This is a genomic window from Agarivorans sp. MS3-6, assembly GCF_054112545.1.
Genome location: NZ_CM134202.1, coordinates 4,282,468 through 4,308,735, shown reverse-complemented (window position 1 = coordinate 4,308,735; position 26,268 = coordinate 4,282,468). Strand labels below are relative to the sequence as shown.

Genomic DNA, 26,268 nt, shown 5'->3' with positions numbered 1-26,268 from the left:
TTACATCGGTAATAATGTCGGAAATCAAGTTGTTCAGTGGTATTTCACGCTTTCTTTGTCTAATTCAGCCCCAAACTGTTGCTGAAGGATCTGTATATTCTGATCGCCGAGTAAACGTTGAACGGCTGCTTCGGTATTCTTAATATGAAGCAGCTGTTGTAACTCTAAAGGCGTCTTTTGTGCTAAGTCTTCACCGACTTCAATCCGCAATTCAACCTCGGTTTTTAAGCAAACTGAAAGTTGTTGTTTTAGCTCTGTCAGTGAACTTGGTTTAGGTAGATGGGATAAGTCTGGCTTTAGTAATAAGCCGACGTTAGTCCCATCAAAACTATAAAGGGAATTGATCGCAATCTGGCGAGCAATAGGGCCTAACTCCATATAATTTACCATTTCTGCCCAACGTTCATTTTCATCACTAGCTTGCGCTTGAAAACTTGGCTTTTCTGCGGCTTGCAGTGGCTCTTCAATAGAATGGCCAACACCATCGGCTATATTCGCTTGCGACGTCGAAGTCGCTAATCGATCAATATTTAGTGAGGCTTGCGCCCCTTCAGACTTTTTTTCGGATTTACCCCGCCCTCTAAGCTGACTACGCAATTGCAATAACGACGCAGTATCTTCAATCGGCGTAGCCTGCTCAGGTGCGACTGAAGCGGCAGGGGCTGAAGCACTTTCAACATCCAAGGGCATATAGTCTACAGAGTAAGCGGGATCATGCTCTGCTTGCTCATCATCTCTGTCGGCTAATTGAGCATAATAACTATCATCAACTGGCGGCAGCTGCTCATTGAGTTCACTTGTCTGAGTGATTGACTGCTCGCTATTAGCAGAGCTAGCCGGTATTGAAGCGGCGGGTAACACAGCTTCGACTGGCGTGGTGTGAGGCTCGACTTTAGGTGCATCAACAATCGGTTTACTTTGTACCCGTTTGTCTGGCGATGATTGCTTATCATCTGCTCTAAGCTGAGTTTTCAACTTAGCAATACTTTGTTCTCTTTGGTTTTCCCGTTCGGCTTTATCTTGTTCTACAAGAGGAGTTTCATGAGTTGTTTGCGCAGGTTGGGGCTGCAACTGATAGCCTTGTTGAGTGGCCTGCTCTAATATCTCTTGCTGCTCCTTGACCAAGCTACTATCTTCAAGCTCCGCATTAGAGGGCGATGCGTTTATCGATGGTTCACCAACCAGCGCCGTTTCTGCGCTAACCGGTTGAAAAGCCAACATCCTTAATACGGTCATTTCAAAGCCGACTCTGGGATTAGGCGCATAAGCAAAATCACGTTTGCCTGTAATCACTATTTGATAAAGCAACTGCAATAACTGAGCATCTAATTGCTCAGCCAACATTTGAATAGTTTCATCTGATTGGCTAGCAGGTAAAACCTGCGCCATCGACACCTTATGAATAATTTCAGCTAGTTGCTGATGTAAGTACTCATAATCGGGAGCCAAGCTCGCTAGTTCAGATACTTTGCTAAATACCGACTCTGTTTGCCCTGCAACAACATGGCATAGCAGTTGTCGTAACTGATGGGGATCAAGCACCCCTAACATGTCTAGTACTTGCTGATATTCAAGTTGTTGGTTAGACAAAGCCAAAGCTTGGTCGGTAAGGCTCAAAGCATCGCGCATACTGCCATCAGCAGCATGGGCTAATGCGTTTAGTGCCGAAGGTTGATAGGCTCTTTGCTCTGCATCGAGAATGTGAGCCAATTGCTTGGAGATTTGATCTTCGTTTAACGCTTTTAAGTGAAACTGTAAACAGCGGGACAATACCGTTACCGGCAGCTTTTGGGGATCAGTAGTAGCCAGTAGAAACTTAACATGTTCAGGTGGTTCTTCCAGCGTTTTAAGTAAAGCATTAAAACTATGGCGCGATAACATATGAACTTCGTCGATAAGGTAAACTTTGTAACGCCCTTTCGCTGGGCTGTACTGCACGTTATCTAATAGTTCACGGGTATCTTCAACTTTAGTTCGAGATGCGGCATCTATTTCTAATAAATCAACAAAATTACCTTGGTCGACTTCTATACAATTGCTACATTTTCCACAGGGCTGAGATGATACACCTTGCTCACAGTTTAAGCTCTTGGCGAACAAGCGCGCGATGGTAGTTTTCCCCACACCACGCGTACCACTAAACAAATAAGCGTGGTGCAGGCGCTGCTGGTCTAAAGAATTAATTAAGCCCGCAAGAACGTGTTGCTGTGCAACCACTTGTTGAAAGGTTTTTGGCCGCCATTTTCTTGCTAGTGCTTGGTAATTCATTAAATATAAAAGTCCTATTCGCCTTCAAACTCAACTAAATATGTTGATTCTACGCCCAAGGTCGTTAATTTTTGAGCGCCAGGTAAGTCTACCAAATTAATCACAAAAGCCGCGTAGTTTATTTCGCCACCTAGTTGACGAATCAATTTCACTGAAGCCTCAGCGGTACCGCCAGTGGCGATTAAATCATCTACTAAAAGCACCTTATCCCCAGGCTTAATGGCGTCGGTATGAATTTCAAGGGTATCCATGCCGTATTCAAGCTCATAGCTTTCGCCAATCACTTGTCGCGGTAACTTTCCAGGTTTACGCACCGGTACAAAGCCAACACCTAAGGCTAAAGCAAGCGGGGCACCAAAAATAAACCCGCGAGCTTCAGTACCAACAATCTTAGTGATACCTAAGTCTTCAAAGCGCTGTTGCCATTCATGAATAACCAGAGCAAATGCTTTCGGATCTTCAATTAGGCTAGTGACATCTCTAAATAGGATTCCCTCTTTAGGGTAGTTAGGGATAGTTTTGATTGCACTTTTAATATATTCAAGGTTAGAGCTGCTCATACCGGCTTCCATTTTCCAAAAAAAACGCCCAATCGAGGTGGGCGCTATTTACAATCTTTAATTATCTCAGTTTATAGCGATAAAGCAACGAGCAGCTTCAAGCAAAAGAGAGGGATAATTAAGCTAAAATTTTAACTAGAGACAGGCTTAACGGCAAGGTTGGTATCAGTAAAGCCACTACAAAACCTAGGAAATAGAATACGTTATAACTTTCTTTAAACTGCTGGTCCATTTGGAAAACATCCTAAAACTAATTTCAATCAACATTGATCTAGATCAATTATACTAAACTATATAGCCAATAAATACCCACAAAAAAAGGGTGTTATCTTTAGGGTTTAGCAACGTAGTTTGCTCCATCTAACTAGAATATAGCTAGCGACTAACAGCCCAAACCGTTAGAATGGCGCCCTTTTCAGTGAAGGTTCGTTATGCGAGTTGTGTTAGCCCCAATGGAAGGTGTCGCAGACGCGTCAATGCGTCAGCTATTGTCTAGTTGTGGCGGATATGACTGGTGTGTCACTGAGTTTATTCGCGTCACCACAACCGCTTTACCGGACAAAGTTTTCTATAAGTATTGCCCCGAGTTATATCAAGACGGGTACATAGACAACATGACTCCTGTGCGAGTTCAGTTATTAGGTCAGCACCCGCAACCTATGGCCGAAAATGCCGCTCGCGCCATCGCGTTAGGCTCTCATGGGCTAGATTTAAATTTTGGTTGCCCAAGCAATACCGTTACTGGTAGTTGTGGCGGGGCTTCAATGTTAAAAGCTCCACAATCAATTTATGACGTGATAAAAGCCGTTCGCCAAGCAGTGCCCAAGCAACATACCGTGTCAGCCAAAATCCGCCTAGGTTGGGAAAACAAGGACGACTGTTTTGAGATTGTTCAAGCGGTTCAAGAAGCCGGCGCTGATGAATTAACCATTCATGCTCGAACTAAACTTGATGGTTACAAAGCCCCTGCTCACTGGCATTACATCAAAAAAGTGAGACAACAGTTCTCTATTCCTATTATTGCCAATGGTGAAGTATGGAATAGAGAAAACTATTTGCAATGCCAAGCAGCAAGCGGCTGCGACGATGTAATGATTGGCCGAGGCGCTTTAACCATTCCTAACCTAGCCAAAGTGGTTCGCGGAGAAGAACAGCCCCTAGCGTGGCAGGCAGTAATTGCATTGCTTATTCGCTATTCGCAACATGAAATCACGAGTGAAAAAGCCAAATACTACCAAAGTCGGGTAAAGCAATGGCTGCGCTATTTGACGGGCTATTATCCTGAAGCAGACCAGCTATTTAGAACCATACGTAGCTTTAAAGATACGCCATCAATTATTAAAGCGATTAGGGAACAACAGGAAGACTAAGTGACCCTTTGCCATTCATCGCAGCTGATAAGAAGCCTCGTATCAAATATCCGTTTTCTGTAATAGATCAACAAAACCCTAATAAAAGTAGTTATATAACTTTATAGGCTGCTGGTTTGATTCACATCATATCCTGTCAGTTAGCTGGCTGTTTATACTGCAAACTCACTTATTATTTGGGCGTAGATGTGGAAATTAGAGATTATCAACTGCGATTAACGCAGCAATTAGAGCAGTTAAAGTCTGAAATAATCTCATTTTTAACTGCTTCTGAAAAAACCAGTTTGCAGTTAACCGCTGAGAAGCTGCAATCCCTGAGTAACGAACAGCTCATCGATCAGGCTTTAAAATTACAATTTTCAGAGTTAAATGCTCAGCTAAAACAATTGCAACGCGTAGACGCGGCTCTTTGCCAAGTAGATCTAGGCTTGTACGGACTGTGCAGTGATTGTGAGGAAGTTATTGAGATTGAGCGATTAAATAACGACCCTAGCACTCAACGTTGTCAGATTTGTAGTGATAAGCATCGACTCACCAAGCGGCGTGAAAGCTTTGCGCTTTAGCATGAATACTGCAGATACAAAAAGGCCACCTTTCGGTGGCCTTTTTACTTCTACTCGATAAAGTTAGAAGTTGTAACGAACACCCGCAGCTAGGCGGTTATCGTCGGTTTTAACACCAACAACGTCTTTTTCTTTGCTGTTACGGTATTCAGTATAAAGTAAGATATTATTCCAATCATACATTGCACCAACGTAACCTTCTTTAAGTTCACCTAAAGAATTAGCAGCTTTGTCATCTTGTACGTTCCAACCAGTGTAAAGCTGGAGACCCATGTCTAGTGTATAAGCAACTACACCTTCATGACCGATAGCTTTTTCTGAAACAGTTTCGCCATCAAAAGAAACGTGGTCTTTAAATTCACCGTAGGTTACTGCAGCGTAAATAGGACCTTGATTGTAAGTTGCAGCTAGAGCAGCTAGTTTTGCATCACCAGAATTGCCACCACTTGAGCGTTTTACATCACTCATTGCTTCAGCTGTACGGTTCATCTGGTGGTAGGTTGTACCAACATTAAGGCCGAAATCAAAGTCATAAGAAATAGCACCCGAGTAGCTGTCTTTGCGGCCATTACTTTGATCTGCGAATTGGTATTGACCGCTTAAGTTAACACCACCGAAGCTGCCATTATATTGTAACGCATCGTTTGCACGGCCTGTGCCAGCAACACCGTGGCCACCAGTAAGTTCACCATCAGAGTTAATGCCAGTTGCGCCATCGTAGATACCCATAGATGTGCCGCCGTATACCCAAAATACATCAGTATTACCTACAACACTGTAGTAAGTAGACCACTGCTTACCGAAAGATAATGAGCCATAATCATCATGATCTAACGCTAAAAAGCCTAAACGATTGAAGAAAGGGTTACTGCTATCGCCATTTGGGTTGTCTAAACCATATTCCATGGTAGCGCGTGCAGCGAAGCCATTGGTTAATTCACGAGAGAAGTTTAGGTTAATACGCGATGCGTTGTCTTCTGCACGAGCGTCACGCTCTCCATCTTCATTCGCAGACTCAACCATAAGGTTAAGACGTCCGCCAATTGAGAATGCGTTTTCGCCGTCGTTGTAAATTTCTTGGGCGTTAGTTGCACCAGCTGCAAATAATGCTGGAATTGCGATTGCTAAAATTGTCTTATTCAATGTTCCACTGCCTATTTTGAGATTAATACATTATCTCTTCCATGATCCATTCTAATGTCCTGCGAATGGCTTCCTTAGCAGTAAAGTCCTTCTTACGGCCGACATATTTGCTGATAATTAGACTTAATTCAAGATTTTTCTACAAAAAAAGTGAACTTTTTGGTTTTATACCGAACGCAATAGGCAATAAAGCAAAACTTTCATCTAATCAATGACTAGTAGATATAAGCAAAATGAATAAGTCGCTATCGGCAACAACTAAAAGTAAGTGGCAACTCAAACAATAATTGGTGGGGCTATGAGAAACTAAATGAGAAAAATACACACAAAAAAGCTCGCCGAAGCGAGCTTATATATAATGTTTAAACACCAAAGATGTTTAACTCATTAAAACAACTTAGAAGTTGTATTGTACTGCAACAGTCCACTGGTTATCAGCATCTTCTAGACCGTCAACCAAGTACTCGCCCCAAACTTTCATGTTGCTGTTGAACTTGTAAGCAACACCTAGTTTAGCTGCATCAGCAGTATCACCTAAATCACTTAGGTCGCCTTTACCTTCTTGAGCTGCATAACCAGCGTAGATAGTAGTAGCGTTAATGTCGTAAGAAGCTACTAGGTCGTAACCTTGTAGTTTAGAACCGTCAAGGTCAGTACCTACGAAGGCAGCACCTAAGTATAGGTCTTCCCAAGAGTAAGAAGCTGAAAGAGCCATGTTCTTCTTGTCTGCTTCTTCAAATTTTTCTACGTGGTAACCACCGTAAACACCAAGACCGAAGTCAAAGTTGTAACCGATAGTAGCAGCGTAACCTGAATCTAGGTTACCAACTTCTACATATTCAGGATCTTCTGGGTTACCGATGCTGATAGAAAAGTCTGGACGACGGAACTGGTAAGATGCGCCAACGTAGAAACCACCGAACTCACCAGAGTAGATGATTTGACCTTCTTGACGGCCATCTTCAATTAGAGAGAAAGCTTCGTAACCGTAGGTGTTGAAGATATCAGTTGCTGCTACAGCTTGGTAGAAAGCAGTATCAGATTGACCGAATACTACAGTACCCGCATCATCAAATTCAAAACCAGCGTATAAGTGACGCGCAGTGAATTTAGTTGCGTTACTTGATTCTGAAGCTAATTGCCACTCACCTTTAGCAACACCAGATACGCCTGTAGCGATTACTGACTTAGCGTTAAAGCCCATACGCGCTGAACCAGTACCGTCTGTATTTTCGCCGCTGTCAGAAATATCAAACTGCATACGACCGTAAACATCTGCAGATACGCCGTCTGCGTCATATACTGTTGCAGCTTGAGCTGATGCTGCGAATAATGCTGGTATTGCTACCGCTAGAATAGTTTTTTTCATTTTTCCTGTGCCTTCTTAGCAATTAAACACTTGTTCCTTAAATTCCCTGTGCGACAGTGATTTCTCACTGTCTGGCCAATACATTATCAAGCTGAAAAATTATTGCAATAAAAAATTGAACTTTTATAAAATCACGTAAAACCCCGTATCTACGTGCATTTAAAGCGGTTAAACTATTCTTAGCGGTGATAACGGTGTGTATTTCCCCAAAAAACGTGATCCACCTCTAACAGCAGTAAAGTTAAATATTTGACCTTTTTCCAGTGTATTATGTCGGTATATATCTCCAAGCCTACTAGCAATAGACGATAAACTTCACAGTTAAGTGCTTAACTAGATTGAGAAATTCATGTTAACGGATAAAAACAAGCAACGAATACGCCATTGGTACAAGACTCTTCAGGAGCAAAATCCAACATTTGTGGTTAGACCTGCACAAACTGCTTTGATTGCTCAAATTGCCAAAACAATCGCGGGCGACATTGATAAATCAAATCGGGTACTTTTGGCTGAAGCTGGCACCGGTACCGGTAAATCTCTGGCTTATCTTTTGGCAGCAATTCCTTTAGCAAGAGCCTTAAATAAGAAAGTGGTTATTTCTACAGCGACGGTTGCGTTGCAGCAACAGCTGATTGATAGCGACATACCTTTAGTTCATCTTGCCGCTCACGGAGAATTTCAATTTTGTTTAGCTAAAGGTCGTCAACGTTATTGTTGCGCTCATAAACTGGTTGCGGCGATTGCGCCAGAAGTTGGCTTAACGCCAAAACACCTTGGCCTGGTAAAACGGATGGCCGTTGCTCTTCAACAAGGAAAGTGGGATGGCGATAGAGATACCTGGCCTAGCCAAATACCCTGGCAGGTATGGCAGCATGTTGTAGTAGATGGCTTAAGTTGTTCAGCGCAATCTGCCCGGCATAGAAGTTGTCCGTTCCATAAAGCCCGTAAAGGTCTTAAGAAAGCCGATGTCATCGTCGCTAATCACAGCCTTTTACTGGCCGACTTACATGCTGGTAGTGGCCACATTCTACCTGCAGCAGAAGATTGCATTTATATATTAGATGAGGCGCATCAATTTCCCGACATTGCGCGCGACGCCAGTGCTAATCAACTAGGCCTACAACACGCCTTAAAAGAAATTGACAGTATTAGAGCACTAGACAAAGAGCTAGCCAGCTTAATCAACCCTTCCGGTATAGCCAGTGCCAGTTTAAGGCTAAAAGAAGCCTGTACTGAACTTCATCGTTGCTTTAATAAACTGAAAGATATAGCCACCCTTCATAAAGAAGCCTTCGATCAAAGTGGTCATTGGCGTTTTGCCTTAGCTAAAACACCCAGCGCTATCACTAATATCGCAAGTAACTACCATAAAGAAGCCAATAAACTGACCGTCAGCCTACAAACCTTCGCTGGCCTAATTCAAGAAAGTGTGGCCGATAATCAGTTAAAATCATCCCAAGCTGAGGGATTACTTAGCCGCTTAAGTATATTACAACATTTAACCGAATCTTGGGTTGATACCCTTTATAGCTACGCCAATGAAAATAATCAAAAGAACTATGCTTTTTGGTTTAGTCGTAAAGAAAAAGAAATAATGATTTGTAGTTCACCGATTGAGATTGGCGGGGTTTTACAACACTTATTGTGGCAAGATGCTTTTTCGGTGATTGCGGTATCAGCCACCTTAAGTGCACTTGGTAACTTTTCTTACTACTTAGCCCAAATCGGTTTAGCAAAATTGCCGAGTGAACAGCTGATAAAACTCCCCTCTCCTTTTAACTATCAACAAGTGACGCTTGACGTTCCCAACAATATCGCCGAACCCGATCAGCCAAACTTTGCTAGCGATGTTGCCGAGTACATAATTAAGGCTCAGCAACATAAAGGTGGCATTTTGGTACTTTGTAACTCTTACCGTTTGGTAGACCTAGTCGCGCAACAATTAGAACAGCACAATTTAGAGAATCTGTGGATTCAAGGCCAATTAACCAACCAACAAGTCATTGCAAAACACCGCGCCAGCATAAAACAACAACAAACTAGTACAATTTTAGCCACCATTGGGTTTAGTGAAGGTATCGATCTGCCCGGAGACTTGTTAACTGACTTAATTATCGCTAGGCTCCCTTTTGCAGTGCCTACCGAACCGGTTATGGCTAGCCATGCGGAGTTACTCGAAAGCCGCAATCAAAATCCGTTTATGTTACTGACCTTACCTAGCGCGAGTAGAAAACTGGTACAGAGCTGCGGAAGGTTAATGAGAAAAGAAAGTGATTCAGGTAGAATCGTGCTGCTTGATAGTCGGCTAAGTTCTCGCCGCTATGGCAGCCAATTACTGGCTGCATTACCTCCATATAAAAGAAGTGATAATTAATGCTGGAATTGGGACTCGACCCTTCTGTTTTATTCCTTATTATTGGAATAGGCTTAACCGCCGGTTTTATTGATGCCATCGCAGGTGGTGGTGGCTTACTGACTATTCCAGCGCTACTCAGTATTGGCCTTCCACCGCACATTGCATTGGGAACCAACAAGCTTGCGGCAAGTTTTGGTTCAAGTACCGCCGCGTGGACGTTTTACCGGAAACAATTATTTAATCCGGTGTTTTGGTTCTGGAGCTTTATCGCGACTGCAATTGGTGCTTTTTTTGGCACCTTTATCGTCGATTTCATTAGTACGCAATGGTTGGAGAAACTTCTGCCGTTAGTGATTATGGCAACCGCGGTGTATACCATCTTTAATAGGAAGCAAGCAGACGGTCAGGCAGTGCTACCCGAAGCCAACAAAAAGCTCACTAAGCAAATGCTTGGTCAAGGTTTTAGCTTGGGATTTTACGATGGTGTCGCTGGGCCAGGTACGGGCGCATTCTGGACCGTATCATCAATGGCCATGTATAAAATGAATATTTTGCTATCATCAGGCCTAGCCAAAGCGATGAATTTCACCAGCAACTTTGTTTCTTTTATTACCTTTGTGTATTTAGGTCATGTGAATTGGGCCATTGGCTTAACAATGGGAGTGAGCATTATGCTGGGTGCCGTGGTTGGCGCTCATTCAGCGATTCATTTTGGTGCCAAATTTATCCGCCCAGTATTTATTACTGTAGTAATGGTTATCGCAGGCAAATTAGCATGGCAAGCATGGTTCAGTTAGAACTAAAAAAATTAAGCATAAAACTTGAGCAATTAAGGCTACAAGCCGATCAACGCGACCTGCAAGGTGAAAGAAGCGCTTATGCAAAAATGGCAGTCTTAGACGAGCGCTTCAGCTGCCGAAGTGACTTGTTTAGCGACTATGTTCGTGAGCTTGAACGCGACCTATTACATATTTATCATTTAAGCCAACTCAGTAAAGATATAGAACTACTGCAAATCTACTGTGATCGATTTGTTGGCAAATTTGCCATGTTGCAAACCCAAATAGACAAAGTAAAACGCTACCAGAAGCGCCAATTCATCCCCCAACAGCAGCGCGTAGCCAGTTGGCAGAAAAAACTTGAGAAAATAATTAATTCAGGCGACCGCCCGCAACTGCAAGACAAGCTATTACAGCAAAAGCAATTTGAGCAACAGTTACAACAAAAAATTGCGGAAAAAAACCAAGTACTTATTCGTAGTAATCCCAAGACAGATACTGCTAGACTAAGCGCCGAGATCCTCAGCTTAAAGAGTCGTTTAGGTGAGTGTCAGAAAACTACTTGGAAACTAGAACAGAAAATTAATCAATTAGAGTCCCGTTAAAGGAGTAATTCATGCGATTCTTAGTTAAGGTTTTAAGCTTATCTCTTGTTTTTTTAGCAAGCTGGAGCGCATACGCGGCAAGCTTTTCTACACCCAGTCATTTTGAAATTATGTATGTTGATAAACAGTCGACCGGCGCTTTCAGTAAAACCAAAGCTAAACTAGACACGGGCTCGCACCAAGTGGTTGTTCGTTACAGCGATAACGTTGGCTCTAGTAATAATTCTGAGATTATTAAATCTACACCTATTGTCATTAATCTTGATATTAAGCAAGGCCAAGACATAGTGCTAAAGGCAAAACAGGAAACAAGCATAAATCGCGCTAAGAAATACGCGGCAAAGCCTACATTTACACTCAGCGACAAAAATGGCAGCAAAGTGAATGAGAGCCATTACCTACTCCCGATGAAGCCAGGTGTTCAATTTTCTCGTGATTACTTAGAAGAAATCGCAGAAATAGAAGCCACACAAGCAGGTAACGCCCCTGCCGTGGCGGCTACAGCAGCTGTAGCTGCGAGTACGATTCCAAAAGCAGAAACCGCAGTAACCAGCTCTACTAACACTGCAGCAGCAACCACTGCAGCAGTGGCTGCTACAGCGGTAGTGGCCAGTGATAGCGTAAAGCCCCCTGTAAGCGATAGTGAGATGATGGTGCCCGCTGGTGATAACACAGAGCTGCAAATGCTACAGTTTTGGTACCAACGAGCCGATGCAGCCACCCGTAAACAGTTTCAAATTTGGGTCATTCAACAGCAATAACATGAAGGCCTGAATTACGCTTATCATTCAGGCCTTATTCCCTCTCCACTTTGATTCAGGATAATTATGTCACTCGCCTCTGCCCCTAAGCATGTTCAGTTAGCCGTTGACCTCATTCAGTTGCTCGAAGAAAACCATATTGACCCTCAAACAGCGATAGATGCTTTAGCAATTGTATCCAACGATTGCCAACAAAAACTGCAAGCCAATAACGATAACGACCACGATGTGACTGCACATAATAGCGCCGTTTAGCCCCCCTTATGAACTCTGTAATACGTGGCATGATTGAAAAATAGACTGAGATACCACTACTACCGATTGCTAATTCAGCGTAACAAGCAACACTCACTACTAACATTTCCATCAAATAACTTTGCACACTTTTTTCAGCAATAGTCAACACACTTTTAAACATATTCGGTAACTATAACTCATTCGCTTAAAAAATAGGCTGTTATTTGTGATATAGCACTGAACTTTGTTTAGCTTCCTCTATAAAATCCTCCGTGAACTCAAAACAATACACACCACGGTAATTCACCTAAATGTGAACAAGGAACTACCAAATGAAAAAAATCGCACTACTTTCAGCTGCTGCATTATTAGCGAGTGCCCCAGCAAGCGCAGAATATTTATACGGGTTTGGTAACGTTAGCGTTAACTACCTTGACTGGTCAAAAAACACCCAAGACCGTACTGGTTTCCAAGAAGATTTTGCCTACCTAGAATTAGAAGGCGGTGCAGGTTTTGACTGGGGTGAATTATACGGTTTCTTCGACTTAGAAAACGTACAAGATGGTTCAAGCGAACTACGTACAGCATACAAAGGTAGCGTTGCATACAAAATTGCTGATTCAGACTTCCGTCTATATGCTCAGCATTATGCCACTGACTCACAAAGCTTTTCGGCAAACAATACCGTACTAGGTGGCCAATACCGCCTACAAGGTGATGGTTGGTTCTTCACGCCTTGGATTGGCGCACATATGACAATCACTAACCCAGCTTGGAACGATGGTTTCACTGGCTTTAACGGTGGTATGCTTGGTTGGACTGCAGTATATAACTTCACAGCTTGGGATCAAAAATTCTGGATCTCTAACTGGCACGAATCTGAATTCGCTCGTAAGTCTGACTACACAGATATCTCTGGTGAAAACGACGACGTATCAGCAAACGGCGCTCTAGCGTTTTGGTGGGATGCAACAGACCACGTAACAACGGGTATTCAATACCGCTATGCTTACAACAAGCTAGGCACTATCGGTAACCAAAATGCTGTAATTTACTCACTACGTTACAACTTCTAAGTTTGCAAACGTGATGAGCAAAAAGCCAGGCTAATCCTGGCTTTTTCATTTAAGGAACAATAAGCTGTATTGCACTTCCACTGCCGCTTTTAGTTACATCAATTCTACTGGTGATTTGTTCTTTCATTTCAGCTACATGAGAAATAACCCCCACCATTCGCCCTGAACTTTGCAAATCAATCAGTGTGCGAATCGCTAAATCTAGTGACTCTTGATCTAAACTGCCAAAGCCTTCATCAATGAACAAGGTATCGAGTTTTATGCCACCCGCATAGGCTTGTACAACATCAGATAACCCTAAGGCCATAGCAAGAGCGGCCATAAAACTTTCGCCACCACTTAAGGTGGCCACCGAGCGCACTTTAGAGGTATAGCTGTCTTCAACTTCAAGCTCTAAGCCAGACGCTTTATTACCCTTGGCTCGCTGTTCTTTGCGAATAAGCTGATAACGCCCTTTACTCATTAACTGTAAGCGCTGACTAGCTTGCAACAACACATCATCTAACAGCACACTTAATACAAAGCGCTGCAGGCTGATTTTGTTTCCGGTTTGGCCATTAGCAACATCGGCCAAGGTTCCAACCACTTGGTACTTGGCTTGTAAGCCTTCTGCATTTTTATCTGCCGCCAACAGTTTCTGTTGAATATCACTTAAGTTAAGTGTGCGACTATTTAGCTGGTTCCATAAAGTATCAGTTTGATTACGCTTTTCAACTAAGTCCTTCAGTGCTTGCTCTAGCGCGACTAAATCTTGCGCCTTTTTGCCTTTCAATTTTTGTTTTAACTGATCAAACTGCGCCGTTTTAGTGGTGTATTGCTGATTAAAACTCGCTACTGCTGCATCAAGTTCAGCAATCTCTTGGTCACTAATCAACGCCATGTTAAACGCGTTTTCATTGGCAAAGCTAGATTGCTCTAGCTGTTTTGCAAATATCTGTTGCGCTTCTGCTAAGGCGTTTTGGGCCAGCTTTAAGTTTTGCTGTGCCGCCTGCCCAGCCGCCTGTGCCGCGGTCAAGGCTTCTCGCGCTTTAGCATGGCTATCATTTAATTGCTGAATAGTTTGTTTTAACTGGGTTACTTTTGCTAATTGAAGCTCAATAGCCTGCTCTAGCAAATTGGCTTCTCGGTATTGCTCGGGTAAACGTTGTTGAGCCTGAGCCAGCTGCCCTTGCAATACATCTACTTGGCTTCTTATTTGTTGGTAAAGCTCCCTAGCTTGCTCAATGTTCTGCTGGGTTACCTGCTCTGACTGCGCATTTTGTTCCAGCTGAGTTTGTAATGCTGTCACTTTAGCATGCGCGTGCTGGGCGGCTTCTAGTGCCTGCTTAGCGTGCAGCAATTCAGCACTTAGCTGCTCTACACTGAGCTGAGCTTTATTGGCTAGTTGCTGAATCAAGCCTTTATGTTGTTCGCTCCATGCCGCTTGTTGCACCGTTAAGGCTTTATGCTGTTGACGCGCCTCGCTCAGTTTTTCTTGTGCACGCTGTTCAAGCAACCGAGCTTGCTCTACATCACTCTCTGTAGGGAGTTGCTGGAGGCTTTGAGCTAATTGCGGATGCTCTATACTGCCACAAACTGGGCAAGCATCGCCTGCATGTAAGCGCTGCGCCATGATGGCAGCTTGTCCTTGGTGCCAGCTTAGCTGAATTTGGTTGGCGTGTTGTTGGGCAGCGTTATATTCAGATGCCATGCGCTGACCTTGAGCAATAGATTGCTCAATAAGCTGTTGGTTGCTTGCCAACGTTTCATCCAGCTTGGTTAACTGTAGGCCTAACTGCAAACTGTGTTCAGCCGCGCTGACGGCCTTTTGTTGCTCTACTTGAGTATCGGCTTGTTGACGAAGCGCCGCTTGCTGTTGCTGCAAGGCTATTTTTTCAGCCGCGATGTCACTAAGCTGTTGATTTAGCTGCTTACCTTGCTGTGTTTGCAGGCTTAATTTGTCTTTATTGACCTTCAGTTCAGTGGTTAATCGTTCTAGCTCTGCGATAAGCGGTTTAAAGCTTAACAACACACGTTGCTGTTCTTCAGCTGAACCTAACAGTGTTTGTTTTTCAGGAAGCAATGCAAATTGCTGCTCGGTTTCTTTAAGCTCTAGCTTGGCATTGGTTAACGCTGCTTCAGATTGGCTTTGCGCCAAACTGGCTTGTTTCGCCTCATTAAAGCGTTGTAACTTAGCTTTATCAAAGGGCTCAATGGCTAGCGCAGCTCTGGCCTGTTCCAATTGCTGTTGCTGTTTCTCAACCCCAGATTTTTGTTTATTCAACTCTGCCATTGCGGCTTTCAAGGCTGTGAGTTCTGTAAAGTCTGCGCTGAGTAACTTAGCTGCTTCAAATTGCTTGCTGGCACTATCACAGCTTTCTGCAGCTTGTTTTTTCTCTGCCAAGGCCGCTTCTAAAGCTGGCTTTAACTGGTCTAGCTCTTGCTCTAGGCTGGATTGTTCAGTGAGGTTAGCGCTTTGCAATATCCCTTCACGAATATTTTTTTGTTCGGTTGCCGCACTACGAATGCTAGCTGCCTGACTTTTTAAACTCTCTTCGATTCTGCGGTAAATATGGGTTTGGAACAGCTGGCTAAAGATCTTCTCTCGCTCTTTAGAATCGGCCATCAATAGCTGACGGAATTTCCCTTGCGGCAATACCATTACCTGCCGAAATTGGTCTGCGTCTAGCCCGGTTAAACGTTCTATTTCACTATTAGCTTCAGAGACTTTTGCAGGCACCAGTAAACTCTCGCTACCGTCTTGTTCAATGCGAACTAACTGCGCTTCAGGTTTTTGTTGGGTGTAACCGTCTCCCGACTTTTTAAGCCTTGCTTGCTCTGGCACTCGGCGGATCCGATAACGCAGATCCCCCAATTCAAACTCAAAACTGACTTCGGTAAGTAGTGATTCATCCGCCAAATCACAGCGCATTTGTGCGGCTTCACGCTCGTCACCGGTGCTCTTGCCGTATAAGGCAAAACACATGGCATCTAAAATTGTGGTTTTACCGGCACCGGTTGGCCCATTTAGCAAAAACAGGGGGTTGCGCCCTAACAGACTAAAATTGATAAACTCATTCCCCGCAAAGGGGCCAAAGGCGCTCATGTTTAAACTAATTGGGCGCATTATTGGTCTCCACGGTGCAAGGTTTCTATGGTGTCTTTTAGCAGGCTTTGTTGAGCATCACTGAGGTCTTCACCCGATACTTGAGAGAAAAAGTCATTAAACATGGCGTATTCACCCTTTTTTACATGTTCGCGATTTTGCACAAGCTGGCTGTTTTCTGCCATTAAACCGGTACGTTCTAAATGTAAAACATTGGGGTAAACGGATCTAAGCTTGCCCATGGCATCTAATATGGCTGACTTATCAAGGAGCTTGACCATTAAGTAGTCGTCTTTATTAGGATCTATCTCGCCAGCTTTAAGCACATCAACCAACATACCTTCAATAATTCGCACATCGCGCAAAGGTTTTAACGGGAGTAATTCTATCTGGCAATCTTCACCAATGAGTTCAACCAAAGTAATCGACTTAGCGTGATGTTGTTCGCTAAAAGAATACTTTAATGGTGACCCCGAATAGCGCACATGCTGCTCGCCTTTATACTGTGGGCCATGTAAATGGCCAAGTGCCACATAGGCAAAATCACTAAATAAACTAGGCGTTATTTTGTCAGCTCCGCCAATACTTAAGGGCCGCTCTGACTCAGATTCATCACCACCGTCCAGAAAACAATGGGCGATCACGACTTTGTTATGGCCTTGGCTGTCGTGTCCCGTCACTTGCTCTAGTAATACTTGCATCGCCTCTTGATGAGATGTCACTTCGCAGTTAAATACTTCCCTAACGGTGGCTGGCTCTGCGTAAGGCAAGCCATAGAATTGCACTGTATCACCGGCTTTGGTGCTAAGCGTTATCGGTTCAATGCTGTCTGTTAAAGGCCCTATTATATGTAAGTCTCGCATATGCCTAGCGGCAAAAGCCAAGCGTTGCGCTCCATCGTGATTACCGGCAATCATAATGACCGGTATCGCTAACTCGTTAATAAAGCGGTGCAGAATATCATCCAGCACTTTTACTGCTTGGCTAGGGGGGACAGAGCGGTCAAAAATATCACCGGCTACGAGCAATGCATCCACCCTATGTTGCCGAGCAAGTTCGACAATTTGCTCCAGCACATATTGCTGATCTTCGAGTAAAGATTGGTTATGCAATTGCCGGCCTAAGTGCCAATCTGAAGTGTGGAGAAATTTCATTCAATATCCGTGGGTAAGTAAATGAGAAAACAGATGTTTCTCAAACAACGCTGGGGCTTATTATCGCCAAGCCGCAGATTGATAGCAATCGATAAGCCCGCTGCAACGCGATACTGTCGCGAAAAATTGCAGCTTTTAAGTAAAATCGATTATTGAAACTCGCACGCAAGCAAATAGTCTGGCAACATACCGATAATTACTCACTAAATATCCAAGGATGAAGCGTGTCCGAGCAAGGTTCAACTGGCAATGTACTTGCCGCTATATGTAGCTTTTTTATTCCAGGTCTTGGCCAGTTAGTACAAGGGCGTTTTTTGCCTGCCCTTCTATTTTTTGTTATTACCGGTGGCGGTTACCTAGCTTGGTGGTTGATCGTACCTGTTATTATTGCGGTGATCGTTCATATTTGGGCCATTGTCGATGCGGCGCGCTTTAAGCCAGGAGGCAGCTAATGAAAATATTCACATCTCTCGTTTTGGTCGTTTTTTTATTTGGCTGTGAGTCGACATATTATTCAGCCATGGAAAAAGTGGGTTATCACAAACGTGAAATATTGGTAGATCGGGTCGAAGAAGCGCAAGAAAGCCAACAGGATGCGCAGCAACAGTTCACATCGGCGCTAGAGCAACTTAAAAGCCTCACCCAATTTGATGGTGGTGATTTGGAAGCTGTCTACGATGATGTCAACGAGCAATACCAAGACTCTAAAGCGGCTGCCGAAACCGTAAGCGAACGAATTGACGAAGTAGACAGTGTCGCTGAGGCCCTATTTGATGAATGGCAAGAAGAGCTAGAACAATACCAGTCCACCAGCCTAAAAGCCGAGAGTAAACAACAACTGAACGACACACGTAAGCGTTATGCAGCGATGCTTAAAGCCATGCGCCGAGCGGAAGCCCAAATGCAGCCAGTACTAAGCCGTTTAAACGACAATCAACTGTACTTAAAACATAACCTCAATGCTCGGGCAATTGGCGCAGTGGGTAAAGAGTTTACTCGTTTAGAACAAGAAGTGGCCGATGTTATTCAGCAAATGAGCAAAGCAATTGCAGAGTCTGACAAATTTATCGCAACGATGAAGTAAGCGATGGCCGAGGCTACAAATCCATGTTTGTAGCCTTTTTTAGAGAGTTCCTTTTCTCTAGGGGTTTAACCTACCTACCTGTATTTTCTCGCAACCCAATCTACGCAGATTGAGTGACCAAGGCTATTCAACAGACATTATATCGGCCTAGGTTTACTCACCAACAATGCCTCTACAATGTAGCGTTGCTCTGCCCCGCCACTGAGCTGATTAAAGGGATAACAGGTAATCAGGGTTAAGCGGTTATCGTCGCTAGGCGCCATAAAATGCGTATCGCTTTGATGAGCAACTTGAGTATTCACCACTTGATACAGTAATACGCCACCATTATTGTCTTCAACTTGCAGTAGATCGCCTTTATTTATGGCGGCTAAGTTAGCGAAGTGGGTATCGCGATGACCCGCTATCACGGTGTTGCCGACCTCACCTATGTTTGCCCCGCTCAATACTAAGCCAGGGCCAAAAGCCAAGGTGCGCCCCGACGCCCCCGCTAATACAAACACAGAGTCTACTTGGTGTTTGAAACCGATGCTTTCTTGTTTTGTCACAAAACTAAGCTTGGCGACAGGGTAAGTATCGGCCCATTGCCAAGGTTTATGGGGTTGTTGGTCATCTAAGGTTTGCTGCCAAGCTTGAGCAATTAAATATTGTGCTAAATAGGCCTTTGCTTGAATATATGCGCCATGGCTTAACACTAACAAACCAAGTAGAAACAACGCGCAAGGCACAGGGTGTTTTGCCAAAAAGCTGATGCTCATATCAAATCCTTACAGTTAGGCAATGGTATCTGAGGTGAAAAGGTAGGGGCTGTAGGTGCTGGCTAATGCGGGCCTAGCTTGGTGCCCGCATCAACGCATTGAGCCATTAGCGGGTCAACGCTGCTGCAACGGTGGGTTTGCGCCAGCCCTACCTTGTTGATAAATCAATCCAAGTGCCACCATTAACAGCAGTAATCCAACTAGCATGGTTAATCGGCTAGAGGTAGATGTTTGTGGTAATACGCCACCCGCTTGCCAACCTTTAGGCATGCCCCCATCAAGCTGTTTGTCTAGCGCAGTTATCCCCTGAGGTTTAGCAGGGCTTAAGTCTACGGCCACCAAACTTGTTTGCGAGCTAACTAAATGATATTTAAGTGCCAGCGCTAATACTTGCTTGTCTACTCGTGGCTTATTGGCAGCGTTTTTATTTAACTCTAAGGCGGCGATCTGTTGACGCGCCCACAATAAATCTAAGCCTGCGACTTGTTGACTAGCTGGATAATTAGCACTTTGCAGATTGACATTACGCTGCCAGAATTGCTCTCCAATATTGCCGCTAATCACCAATTGTTGCTGCGAGCCACTCGCGAATTTAATGCTCACCATCAAGGGTTGGCCGCGATACACATCAGGGATATTGGCAGGCCAATATTCAGGCACGGTACCGTCGCTAAAGGCAAGTTGAACGTCACTCACTACCGGGTGCGCGATTTTCTCAAACAAGCTAGTGACTTTGTGTTTAACTTCACTCTGCTTACCAATATAGGTGAACGTGCCCTTACCTAGCTCGGCGGCGCGTTGCATAAAGTGGGAATTGGGTGCTGAGCCGATCCCAATGGTAAATAAGCGGCTATCACCCAGTTGGTTATTGATGAGCTCAAACAACGCGGCTTCATTACTCACCGAGCCATCGGTAATAAAGATCACTTGGCGTAACCGTTTCTGTGATTGCTCATTCTGCTTGGCATCGCTTAGTGCTGCCTGTAATGCGCCAAACATTTCGGTGCCGCCATCAGCGCGTAAGCCGTTAATAAATGCTTTGGCTTGGTACAAATTGTGACTATTAGCCACAACGGATTTAGCCAGAAAGCGGCGGTAGTTCGAATTAAACTCAATAATATTGAAATAATCGTTACTGTCTAAGCCGCGTAAGGCCTCATGCAACGCCTCTCTGGCTTGAATCATTGACTCACCCGACATAGACCCAGAGGTATCTATCACCAACACTAGCTCACGCGGCACATTAAGTAGATCGGCCTTATCGCCTTGCGGAGGCATAAGCATTAGCAGCGCGTAATCATCTTTGTTTAACTGACCACGGGGTTGATGAGTAAGCCCATGCTGACTGTACACCGCGGCCTCGGGTCGCGAACCAATAATAGGTCGCCATTTCAATACAAAGTCACGATTAGCATCAGTGTTTAATAAGCGAATATCGATGCTGCCATCATCGCGTACTGTCTTAGCAATAGGATGATATTCACTTTGCAAGGTGTCTAACTCAAAGCCGCTATTTAGGGAAATGTGTATATTTGCCTTTAACGGAGGTGTTTGTTGCTCAGCTTGTGCATATTGGCGAAAGCTATGCTGCATTAGTTGCACAACATCATCATAACGACTGCTAGGCGATGGCTGATATGACTGCTCCATCAACGAAGCAAGCGACAAACTGTTGCCTTGCTCATCAGTCAAACTATTTGCCATTTGGTCTCTAAATATTTGCGGTGTATAACGCGGATTAACTACCATAGGAAAACGCAAACTAAACTCCCCATCCTGGTATGCCACTTGTTGCTGATAACTAATGGTGACTTTCAGCGTTTCATTAGGGCCAAGGTTGGCTACCGCTGTAGTGAAAATATTAGGTCGCAATTGCTCAACTAAACTTGCTCGCTTACCTTCTCTTTTAGCCGTGTCAAAGGTGCGTTTAGCTTGTTGTTTCTCTTGAATTTGGCCTTCTATTTCGCGCTCACCAATAATAAGCTGCATTTGATCAACCGCTGCTTGATTAGGCAAAGGAAACATATAAGTGCCATTTACCCAATCTTGGCTTTGGTTAACAAAGGTTTGGCTTAGCGTCACTCGGTTGGTTAATCCTGATACTGTCATTTCAACGTCAGTATGCAGGGGTAAACGCTGTTGGCGTTGGCCATTTGCGTCAATAAACACTAAGCTGCCTTGGCGTATTTCATCCCGTTCTGCGGCTTGTTTGTCACCTTGCTCTGCAGCTTGGCTGGGCGACATAAAAGCCGCCCATAACACAATGATGGCACCACCAACCGAAACGCTATGGCAGAAATGAGTGGCTGTACGTACTACATCAATTTTCATTAGGCTACCTCCCTTAGCAATAGTGATTATTGGGCTGCTAACATGCCGCGCTCAGACATCAGTTTTAAGGTGACTCGGCGGTCAAAAAAGTTATTTTCTAAGTTAGCTTCAGCGCTTAATGGCGCACTATCACCAAAGGCTTGCGAATTAAGTCGAGACTCTGCGATACCTTGGTTGATCAAATAGCTTCTCACTTCCGCTAAACGCTGCTCAGATAATGCTTGGTTGTAACTTGAGTCTCCTTGGCGATCGGCATAGCCGGTTAAATTGAGCTGTAAGTCTGGCGATAGCGACATTGCGTATACGACGTCATCTAATTGATGTTTAAAGTGAGGTTCTATTAGCGATGAGCCGGTTTTAAACTGTACGTTTAGACCAATGGCTAACTCTTCTAGTTTTTGCTGCTGAGCCTCTTTCAATTGCTCTAACTGTGAGTTGAGCCGCACGTGCTGCTGAGTAAGAGACTCAAGTTGTTCGCTACGTTGAGCCAGTACTTGTATCTCATCTTGCTGCTGACTCAACTGCAATTGTTGAGCACCAAGCTCTTGCTCGTCGGCGACCGATTTACCAATCCACACCCCGGTAAACCCACCAATAAACGCGCCAACGGGGCCGCCAACCAAAGCACCGATCGCCGCGCCAGAGCCAAAACCAATCATTTCTGTTTTGCCGTTGCGGCTGATGGTTTGATCTGAACTCTCGCTAGCGATGGTGGCATTAGATAAGCTAAGGCTGCTGATAACGGCTAAGGCAATTAGATGCTTTTTCATGGAATGTTTCCTTTTCAGTATGGTTAATCAGTGAGTTGATTAGATTGGCTTGGATGCGCCAAGCCTTTCGATGACTTCATTAAACAGGACTGAAATGGCACTGAGGGGCGTTAAAAGTGGCAGTTCGCTTATCAATTGTGGCAACAAAATGGCAATTTGCCTCAGCCCACCAAAGTGCTGAGAAAATCATGTATAGTCTATGCAAGTCAGCAGCTTATAACTTAGTAAAAACCATGAAACGAATTGCTATCGTAGAAGATGAAGCGGCCATCCGCGAAAACTACAAAGACGTATTACAGCAACAAGGCTATAGCGTGCAAGCTTATGCCAATCGCCCTAGTGCATTGGCCGCCTTTACCACCCGTTTGCCTGATTTGGCTATTATTGATATTGGCCTAGAAGATGAAATCGACGGCGGCTTTTCGTTGTGCCAATCGCTGCGCGCCATGTCGAGCAGCTTGCCGATTATTTTCCTTACCGCGCGTGACAGTGATTTTGACACCGTATGTGGTTTACGTTTAGGAGCCGATGACTACCTCACCAAAGATATTAGTTTTCCGCATTTGGTGGCTCGCATCGCCGCCTTATTTCGCCGCTCTGAATTATTAGGTGCTGCGCAGTTAGAGGATAACCTGCTAGAGCGTGGCCCTTTAGCGATTGACGGAAATCGCATGCAAGTATTGTGGAATCAACAAACCATTGAGCTTACAGTGACCGAATTTTGGATGGTGCATGCGTTAGCAAAACGCCCAGGTCATGTGCGCAGCCGCCAAGAACTAATGACCGAAGCCAAGATTTTTGTTGATGACAGCACCATTACTTCGCACGTAAAGCGCATTCGTAAAAAGTTCTTAGTGGTTGACCCAAACTTTGAGTGTATAGACACCGTGTATGGCATGGGTTATCGCTGGGACAGTGTTGCCTAATGCTACCGGTATTGCCTATAGGCCTTCGTGCTAAAGTCACCATTTTGTCACTATTTCTACTGTGTTTACCGTGGCTGGGTTACCAGTACGTCTGGGAAATGGAAAAATACCTACGCCTAGGCCAAGAAAAAACCTTAGAAGGCACCACTCAGGCCCTCGCTACCGCCCTGCACGAGCGCCCCAAACTGTTTAATAGCCAAGCCAGCTTTTTAAGCCAAGTACAAAAAGGCCGAGACTTATACGCCTACCCGCTTTCTGGGCCAATACAACTAGACGGAAAACTAAACGACTGGCAAGATTACCAACACCGCATGCTGCGCTATGGCGAAGACCATGTCATTTATCAAGCCGATCCCGATACCCCTATTACTAGCGAATTTACCCACATGGTGGGTAAATTTGGCCGTTATTTATATGCCTACTTTGAAGTCACCGACCAAGATGTTGTTTATCGCGGTAAAAATACCCTGCGTGTTGATAATAATGACCATTTAGCCATAGCCACACTCGCACCCGACGGAGAGTTTAGGCGCTATATCGTTGCTACCACCGAAGATGGCTGGATTAACGCCTTTGAATTACCGTTAGACCCAAGCCTAAATACCCCAGTAAAACCTGAGGTAAAAATTCAAGGCCAATGGTTAAAAACGCCTAAGGGCTACAATATTGAACTGCGGATCCCTTTGTCTATGGTAGGCAGTAAGCTGGGCTTTTCTATCTACGATGTTAACCGTACGCCTAAACGTGAGTTGGTGTCGGTGGTTGGCACATCGGCACTCGATACCGTAGATAACTTGGGTACGGTGTTGGTGCCCTCCCCTGAGATAGAAAGCATCATTAAAGGCATGAGCCACAATAGCTCGCGCATTTGGGTGGTGGATAAACATGGGCGGGTATTGGCTAAATCTGGGGATATTCGCAGTACTAAAAGCATTTGGGCGCGTAGTTTAAGCCCTGAAAACAGCGACTCTTGGTGGAGCCAATTTACCAAACAATACCTGCATCCCTTGTACTACAAAATACTCACCAAGCCGCCGCAAGATTTTGTTGATTCTTTGCAAGACTCTACCCAACTAGAAGGTAGCCATATTCAACAAGCCCTTAGCGGAAAACCCGGCTCTACTTGGCGTTTAACCCCCGATGGCCGCGCGGTGGTATTAGCCGCTGCCAGCCCCATATGGATAGACGATAAAGTCATGGGCGTGGTGGTGGCCGAAGAAACCACCAACGGCATTCGCACCTTGCGTAACCGCGCTTTAGAGCGCCTATTTAACATTATTTTGTTGGTGATGGGCGTGGGTACTTTATCGCTATTTTTGTTTGCCTCAAGCATTTCTAGCCGTATCCGTAAATTACGCGACCAAGCAGAAAAAGCCATTGATAGCCAAGGGCGAGTAACTGCAACCTTACCCGATTCAAAAGACCGTGACGAGATTGGCGATTTGTCTCGTAGCTTTGCCAGCATAGTTAGCCGTTTAAGCCAATACACCCACTATTTAGAAAATATGTCTTCGCGCTTATCTCATGAGTTGCGCACACCTGTTGCTGTAGTGCGCTCTTCTCTAGAGCACTTAAACCTGCAAACGCTTGATCAAGATACCCAAAAATACGTAGATAGAGCTCAAGAAGGGGTGAACCGTTTAAACATGATCCTCAATAACATGAGTGAAGCAACACGGCTAGAACAAAGCCTGTCGCAGGCCGAAACCAGTACCTTTCCGTTGTCTAAGGTGGTGTCTGGTTGTATGCAGGGTTACCAATATACTTACCCAGAACAAGCCTTTGATTGCAACATAAGCCCTAATACACTCAATATTGTTGGCGTACCCGAGTATATCGCCCAACTAATGGACAAGTTAGTGGCCAACGCCATGGAATTCAGCTTGCCAGACAAACCTATTACCGTGAGTTTTCAACAAGACAACAAAGATGCCGTATTGCTGATTAGCAACCATGGTCCCACCCTGCCTGATAACATGGTTGAACAAATATTTGAGTCGATGGTGTCTATTCGTAGCCAACAAGCCCAACAAAAACCACACTTAGGGTTGGGCCTGTACATAGCACGGTTAATTGCCGAGTTTCATGGTGGCACAATAAGCGCGCGAAACTTTACCGATAACAGTGGTGTAGAGTTTTGTGTAAGGCTACCACTTGAGTAATAAAGCTAACGCTACATATTCTGAATAATGAATGATATTGGACACATTTGACGGCCGAGTCAGTAGTGATGCTTTAGCTCATGTAGCCGCATGACGATTTAGCTTACATTCCGGCATTTTCAGCATTGCATTAATTTTTACTCAATCTGCCCTGTTGTCTAAACCCCTAGAACTAACAGAGGCCGCATAGTGGTACCGCAATTTGCTGAATATCTATTGTGCTAAAGTTTTATCAGAAGCATGCGTTAATAAATAGCACATAGTATTTGAGTCGACATTCAAATAAAAAACGAAATATTGCATCTTTTTACTAATAGTTGCGTCTTAGGCATTGTATCGAAATTTTATGTTGAGTAGAGAGCCTGTTTGTATGATATCTGAATGGCAAAACCACAAAGCGCAACTGCGTAGTTACGTTAGCAAACGCATTGATGACTCAGATGCGATAGATGACATTTTGCAAGATGTTTACATCAAAGCCAGTGGTAATCTGCATCAATTGAAATCAAAAGGTAGCCTCAAAGGTTGGCTCTATCGCATTGCTCACAATACCATTATGGATTTTTATCGAAAGCGTCAGCCCTATGACGAGCTGCCTGATGATCTTGTAGCTCAAGAGCAAGATACCGGCAAACAGGCTCGTGAAGAGTTAGCAGAGTGCTTACGCCCATTAATTGACGAGTTGCCCGAGAAATATGGCGTTCCGCTGCGCTTAGCTGAGCTTGAAGGTGTATCTCAACAAGGGATTGCCGACCAGCTTGGTTTATCGCTCTCTGGTGCTAAAAGTCGTGTGCAAAGGAGCCGCATTAAGTTTCGAGAACAAATGATGGCCTGCTGTGACTTTGAAGTAGGTCAAGACGGTATAACAGGCTACTCCCCAAAAGATCCAAACAAACGTACTAAATGTTAAC

General features: G+C 44.4%; 22 protein-coding genes. 13 read left to right on the top strand and 9 right to left on the bottom strand.

Annotation, left to right across the window (positions count from 1 at the left end; all coding sequences use genetic code 11):
• Window positions 1-33: 33 nt before the first annotated feature.
• Both dnaX and apt read right to left on the bottom strand, forming a co-directional pair.
• Complete coding sequence (gene dnaX, locus ACVFI8_RS19830) at window positions 34-2,268, bottom strand: DNA polymerase III subunit gamma/tau (protein WP_457872448.1); 2,235 nt, start codon at window positions 2,266-2,268, stop codon at window positions 34-36.
• 14 nt (window positions 2,269-2,282) lie between these two features.
• A complete protein-coding gene (gene apt, locus ACVFI8_RS19825) occupies window positions 2,283-2,828 on the bottom strand; it encodes an adenine phosphoribosyltransferase (protein WP_248711867.1) in 546 nt (181 codons plus the stop codon).
• Window positions 2,829-3,259: 431 nt separating this feature from the next.
• Here apt and ACVFI8_RS19820 point away from each other — a divergent pair, with 431 nt between their 5' ends.
• Both ACVFI8_RS19820 and ACVFI8_RS19815 read left to right on the top strand, forming a co-directional pair.
• A complete protein-coding gene (locus tag ACVFI8_RS19820) occupies window positions 3,260-4,198 on the top strand; it encodes a tRNA-dihydrouridine synthase (protein ID WP_248711868.1) in 939 nt (312 codons plus the stop codon).
• 188 nt (window positions 4,199-4,386) lie between these two features.
• The gene (locus tag ACVFI8_RS19815; RefSeq protein WP_248711869.1) at window positions 4,387-4,761 is read left to right on the top strand and encodes a TraR/DksA family transcriptional regulator; all 375 of its coding nucleotides are present in this window, start codon (window positions 4,387-4,389) and stop codon (window positions 4,759-4,761) included.
• A gap of 63 nt (window positions 4,762-4,824) precedes the next feature.
• Here the strand turns inward: ACVFI8_RS19815 and ACVFI8_RS19810 are convergent, their stop codons facing one another.
• Window positions 4,825-5,904: a porin gene (locus ACVFI8_RS19810; RefSeq protein WP_457872447.1), complete on the bottom strand. Its 1,080-nt coding sequence runs from the start codon at window positions 5,902-5,904 to the stop codon at window positions 4,825-4,827.
• Window positions 5,905-6,301: 397 nt separating this feature from the next.
• On the bottom strand, window positions 6,302-7,273 hold the full coding sequence (locus ACVFI8_RS19805; RefSeq protein ID WP_248711871.1) for a porin: 972 nt from the start codon (window positions 7,271-7,273) through the stop codon (window positions 6,302-6,304).
• 349 nt (window positions 7,274-7,622) lie between these two features.
• Here ACVFI8_RS19805 and dinG point away from each other — a divergent pair, with 349 nt between their 5' ends.
• The 6 genes from dinG to ACVFI8_RS19775 all read left to right on the top strand — a co-directional run bounded on the left by dinG (window position 7,623) and on the right by ACVFI8_RS19775 (window position 13,087).
• Window positions 7,623-9,647 (top strand): ATP-dependent DNA helicase DinG, encoded by a 2,025-nt coding sequence (gene dinG, locus ACVFI8_RS19800; protein ID WP_457872446.1) that lies wholly within the window; start codon window positions 7,623-7,625, stop codon window positions 9,645-9,647.
• Window positions 9,647-10,426, top strand: a complete 780-nt coding sequence (locus tag ACVFI8_RS19795) for a TSUP family transporter (RefSeq protein WP_248711873.1) — start codon at window positions 9,647-9,649, stop codon at window positions 10,424-10,426. Before dinG ends, ACVFI8_RS19795 begins: the two co-directional genes overlap by 1 nt.
• Window positions 10,405-11,013, top strand: coding sequence for a primosomal replication protein PriC (priC, locus tag ACVFI8_RS19790; protein ID WP_248711874.1), 609 nt, complete (start codon window positions 10,405-10,407; stop codon window positions 11,011-11,013). Before ACVFI8_RS19795 ends, priC begins: the two co-directional genes overlap by 22 nt.
• A gap of 11 nt (window positions 11,014-11,024) precedes the next feature.
• Window positions 11,025-11,774 (top strand): YccT family protein, encoded by a 750-nt coding sequence (locus ACVFI8_RS19785; RefSeq protein ID WP_457872445.1) that lies wholly within the window; start codon window positions 11,025-11,027, stop codon window positions 11,772-11,774.
• A 66-nt stretch (window positions 11,775-11,840) separates the two neighbouring features.
• Complete coding sequence (locus ACVFI8_RS19780; RefSeq protein WP_457872444.1) at window positions 11,841-12,029, top strand: DUF2496 domain-containing protein; 189 nt, start codon at window positions 11,841-11,843, stop codon at window positions 12,027-12,029.
• 314 nt (window positions 12,030-12,343) lie between these two features.
• A complete protein-coding gene (locus ACVFI8_RS19775) occupies window positions 12,344-13,087 on the top strand; it encodes an outer membrane protein OmpK (RefSeq protein WP_248711877.1) in 744 nt (247 codons plus the stop codon).
• Window positions 13,088-13,136: 49 nt separating this feature from the next.
• Here ACVFI8_RS19775 and ACVFI8_RS19770 read toward each other — a convergent pair whose 3' ends face one another.
• Window positions 13,137-16,193: an SbcC/MukB-like Walker B domain-containing protein gene (locus tag ACVFI8_RS19770; RefSeq protein ID WP_457872443.1), complete on the bottom strand. Its 3,057-nt coding sequence runs from the start codon at window positions 16,191-16,193 to the stop codon at window positions 13,137-13,139.
• A complete protein-coding gene (locus tag ACVFI8_RS19765; protein ID WP_457872442.1) occupies window positions 16,193-17,326 on the bottom strand; it encodes an exonuclease SbcCD subunit D in 1,134 nt (377 codons plus the stop codon). The genes ACVFI8_RS19770 and ACVFI8_RS19765 overlap by 1 nt, the downstream gene beginning before the upstream one ends.
• 224 nt (window positions 17,327-17,550) lie before the next feature.
• Here ACVFI8_RS19765 and ACVFI8_RS19760 point away from each other — a divergent pair, with 224 nt between their 5' ends.
• Both ACVFI8_RS19760 and ACVFI8_RS19755 read left to right on the top strand, forming a co-directional pair.
• Complete coding sequence (locus tag ACVFI8_RS19760) at window positions 17,551-17,778, top strand: hypothetical protein (RefSeq protein WP_248711880.1); 228 nt, start codon at window positions 17,551-17,553, stop codon at window positions 17,776-17,778.
• Window positions 17,778-18,410 carry a DUF2959 domain-containing protein gene (locus ACVFI8_RS19755; RefSeq protein ID WP_248711881.1) on the top strand — a complete coding sequence of 211 codons (633 nt, stop codon included), beginning with the start codon at window positions 17,778-17,780 and terminating at the stop codon, window positions 18,408-18,410. The genes ACVFI8_RS19760 and ACVFI8_RS19755 overlap by 1 nt, the downstream gene beginning before the upstream one ends.
• A 137-nt stretch (window positions 18,411-18,547) precedes the next feature.
• Here the strand turns inward: ACVFI8_RS19755 and ACVFI8_RS19750 are convergent, their stop codons facing one another.
• From ACVFI8_RS19750 to pdsO, 3 genes are all read right to left on the bottom strand, one after another.
• On the bottom strand, window positions 18,548-19,168 hold the full coding sequence (locus tag ACVFI8_RS19750; protein WP_457872441.1) for a class GN sortase: 621 nt from the start codon (window positions 19,166-19,168) through the stop codon (window positions 18,548-18,550).
• Window positions 19,169-19,282: 114 nt separating this feature from the next.
• Window positions 19,283-21,499, bottom strand: coding sequence for a marine proteobacterial sortase target protein (locus ACVFI8_RS19745; protein WP_457872440.1), 2,217 nt, complete (start codon window positions 21,497-21,499; stop codon window positions 19,283-19,285).
• 26 nt (window positions 21,500-21,525) lie between these two features.
• The gene (gene pdsO, locus ACVFI8_RS19740) at window positions 21,526-22,269 is read right to left on the bottom strand and encodes a sortase-associated OmpA-like protein PdsO (protein WP_457872438.1); all 744 of its coding nucleotides are present in this window, start codon (window positions 22,267-22,269) and stop codon (window positions 21,526-21,528) included.
• Between the two features lie 233 nt (window positions 22,270-22,502).
• On the opposite strand from pdsO, the gene pdsR reads away from it, so the two are divergent.
• The 3 genes from pdsR to sigZ all read left to right on the top strand — a co-directional run bounded on the left by pdsR (window position 22,503) and on the right by sigZ (window position 26,267).
• Complete coding sequence (pdsR, locus tag ACVFI8_RS19735) at window positions 22,503-23,195, top strand: proteobacterial dedicated sortase system response regulator (RefSeq protein WP_248711886.1); 693 nt, start codon at window positions 22,503-22,505, stop codon at window positions 23,193-23,195.
• Entirely contained in the window at window positions 23,195-25,357 is a 2,163-nt protein-coding gene (pdsS, locus tag ACVFI8_RS19730) for a proteobacterial dedicated sortase system histidine kinase (protein WP_457872436.1), read from the top strand. The genes pdsR and pdsS overlap by 1 nt, the downstream gene beginning before the upstream one ends.
• Before the next feature lie 370 nt (window positions 25,358-25,727).
• On the top strand, window positions 25,728-26,267 hold the full coding sequence (sigZ, locus tag ACVFI8_RS19725) for an RNA polymerase sigma factor SigZ (protein WP_457872435.1): 540 nt from the start codon (window positions 25,728-25,730) through the stop codon (window positions 26,265-26,267).
• Window position 26,268: the final 1 nt, after the last annotated feature.

Bases quoted from the DNA above. Each gene is read 5' to 3' on its own strand.
- dnaX (WP_457872448.1), bottom strand. From the start codon at position 2,268: ATGAATTACCAAGCACTAGCAAGAAAATGGCGGCCAAAAACCTTTCAA.
- apt (WP_248711867.1), bottom strand. From the start codon at position 2,828: ATGAGCAGCTCTAACCTTGAATATATTAAAAGTGCAATCAAAACTATC.
- ACVFI8_RS19820 (WP_248711868.1), top strand. From the start codon at position 3,260: ATGCGAGTTGTGTTAGCCCCAATGGAAGGTGTCGCAGACGCGTCAATG.
- ACVFI8_RS19805 (WP_248711871.1), bottom strand. From the start codon at position 7,273: ATGAAAAAAACTATTCTAGCGGTAGCAATACCAGCATTATTCGCAGCA.
- dinG (WP_457872446.1), top strand. From the start codon at position 7,623: ATGTTAACGGATAAAAACAAGCAACGAATACGCCATTGGTACAAGACT.
- ACVFI8_RS19795 (WP_248711873.1), top strand. From the start codon at position 9,647: ATGCTGGAATTGGGACTCGACCCTTCTGTTTTATTCCTTATTATTGGA.
- priC (WP_248711874.1), top strand. From the start codon at position 10,405: ATGGCAAGCATGGTTCAGTTAGAACTAAAAAAATTAAGCATAAAACTT.
- ACVFI8_RS19785 (WP_457872445.1), top strand. From the start codon at position 11,025: ATGCGATTCTTAGTTAAGGTTTTAAGCTTATCTCTTGTTTTTTTAGCA.
- ACVFI8_RS19780 (WP_457872444.1), top strand. From the start codon at position 11,841: ATGTCACTCGCCTCTGCCCCTAAGCATGTTCAGTTAGCCGTTGACCTC.
- ACVFI8_RS19775 (WP_248711877.1), top strand. From the start codon at position 12,344: ATGAAAAAAATCGCACTACTTTCAGCTGCTGCATTATTAGCGAGTGCC.
- ACVFI8_RS19770 (WP_457872443.1), bottom strand. From the start codon at position 16,193: ATGCGCCCAATTAGTTTAAACATGAGCGCCTTTGGCCCCTTTGCGGGG.
- ACVFI8_RS19765 (WP_457872442.1), bottom strand. From the start codon at position 17,326: ATGAAATTTCTCCACACTTCAGATTGGCACTTAGGCCGGCAATTGCAT.
- ACVFI8_RS19755 (WP_248711881.1), top strand. From the start codon at position 17,778: ATGAAAATATTCACATCTCTCGTTTTGGTCGTTTTTTTATTTGGCTGT.
- ACVFI8_RS19750 (WP_457872441.1), bottom strand. From the start codon at position 19,168: ATGAGCATCAGCTTTTTGGCAAAACACCCTGTGCCTTGCGCGTTGTTT.
- ACVFI8_RS19745 (WP_457872440.1), bottom strand. From the start codon at position 21,499: ATGAAAATTGATGTAGTACGTACAGCCACTCATTTCTGCCATAGCGTT.
- pdsO (WP_457872438.1), bottom strand. From the start codon at position 22,269: ATGAAAAAGCATCTAATTGCCTTAGCCGTTATCAGCAGCCTTAGCTTA.
- pdsR (WP_248711886.1), top strand. From the start codon at position 22,503: ATGAAACGAATTGCTATCGTAGAAGATGAAGCGGCCATCCGCGAAAAC.
- pdsS (WP_457872436.1), top strand. From the start codon at position 23,195: ATGCTACCGGTATTGCCTATAGGCCTTCGTGCTAAAGTCACCATTTTG.
- sigZ (WP_457872435.1), top strand. From the start codon at position 25,728: ATGATATCTGAATGGCAAAACCACAAAGCGCAACTGCGTAGTTACGTT.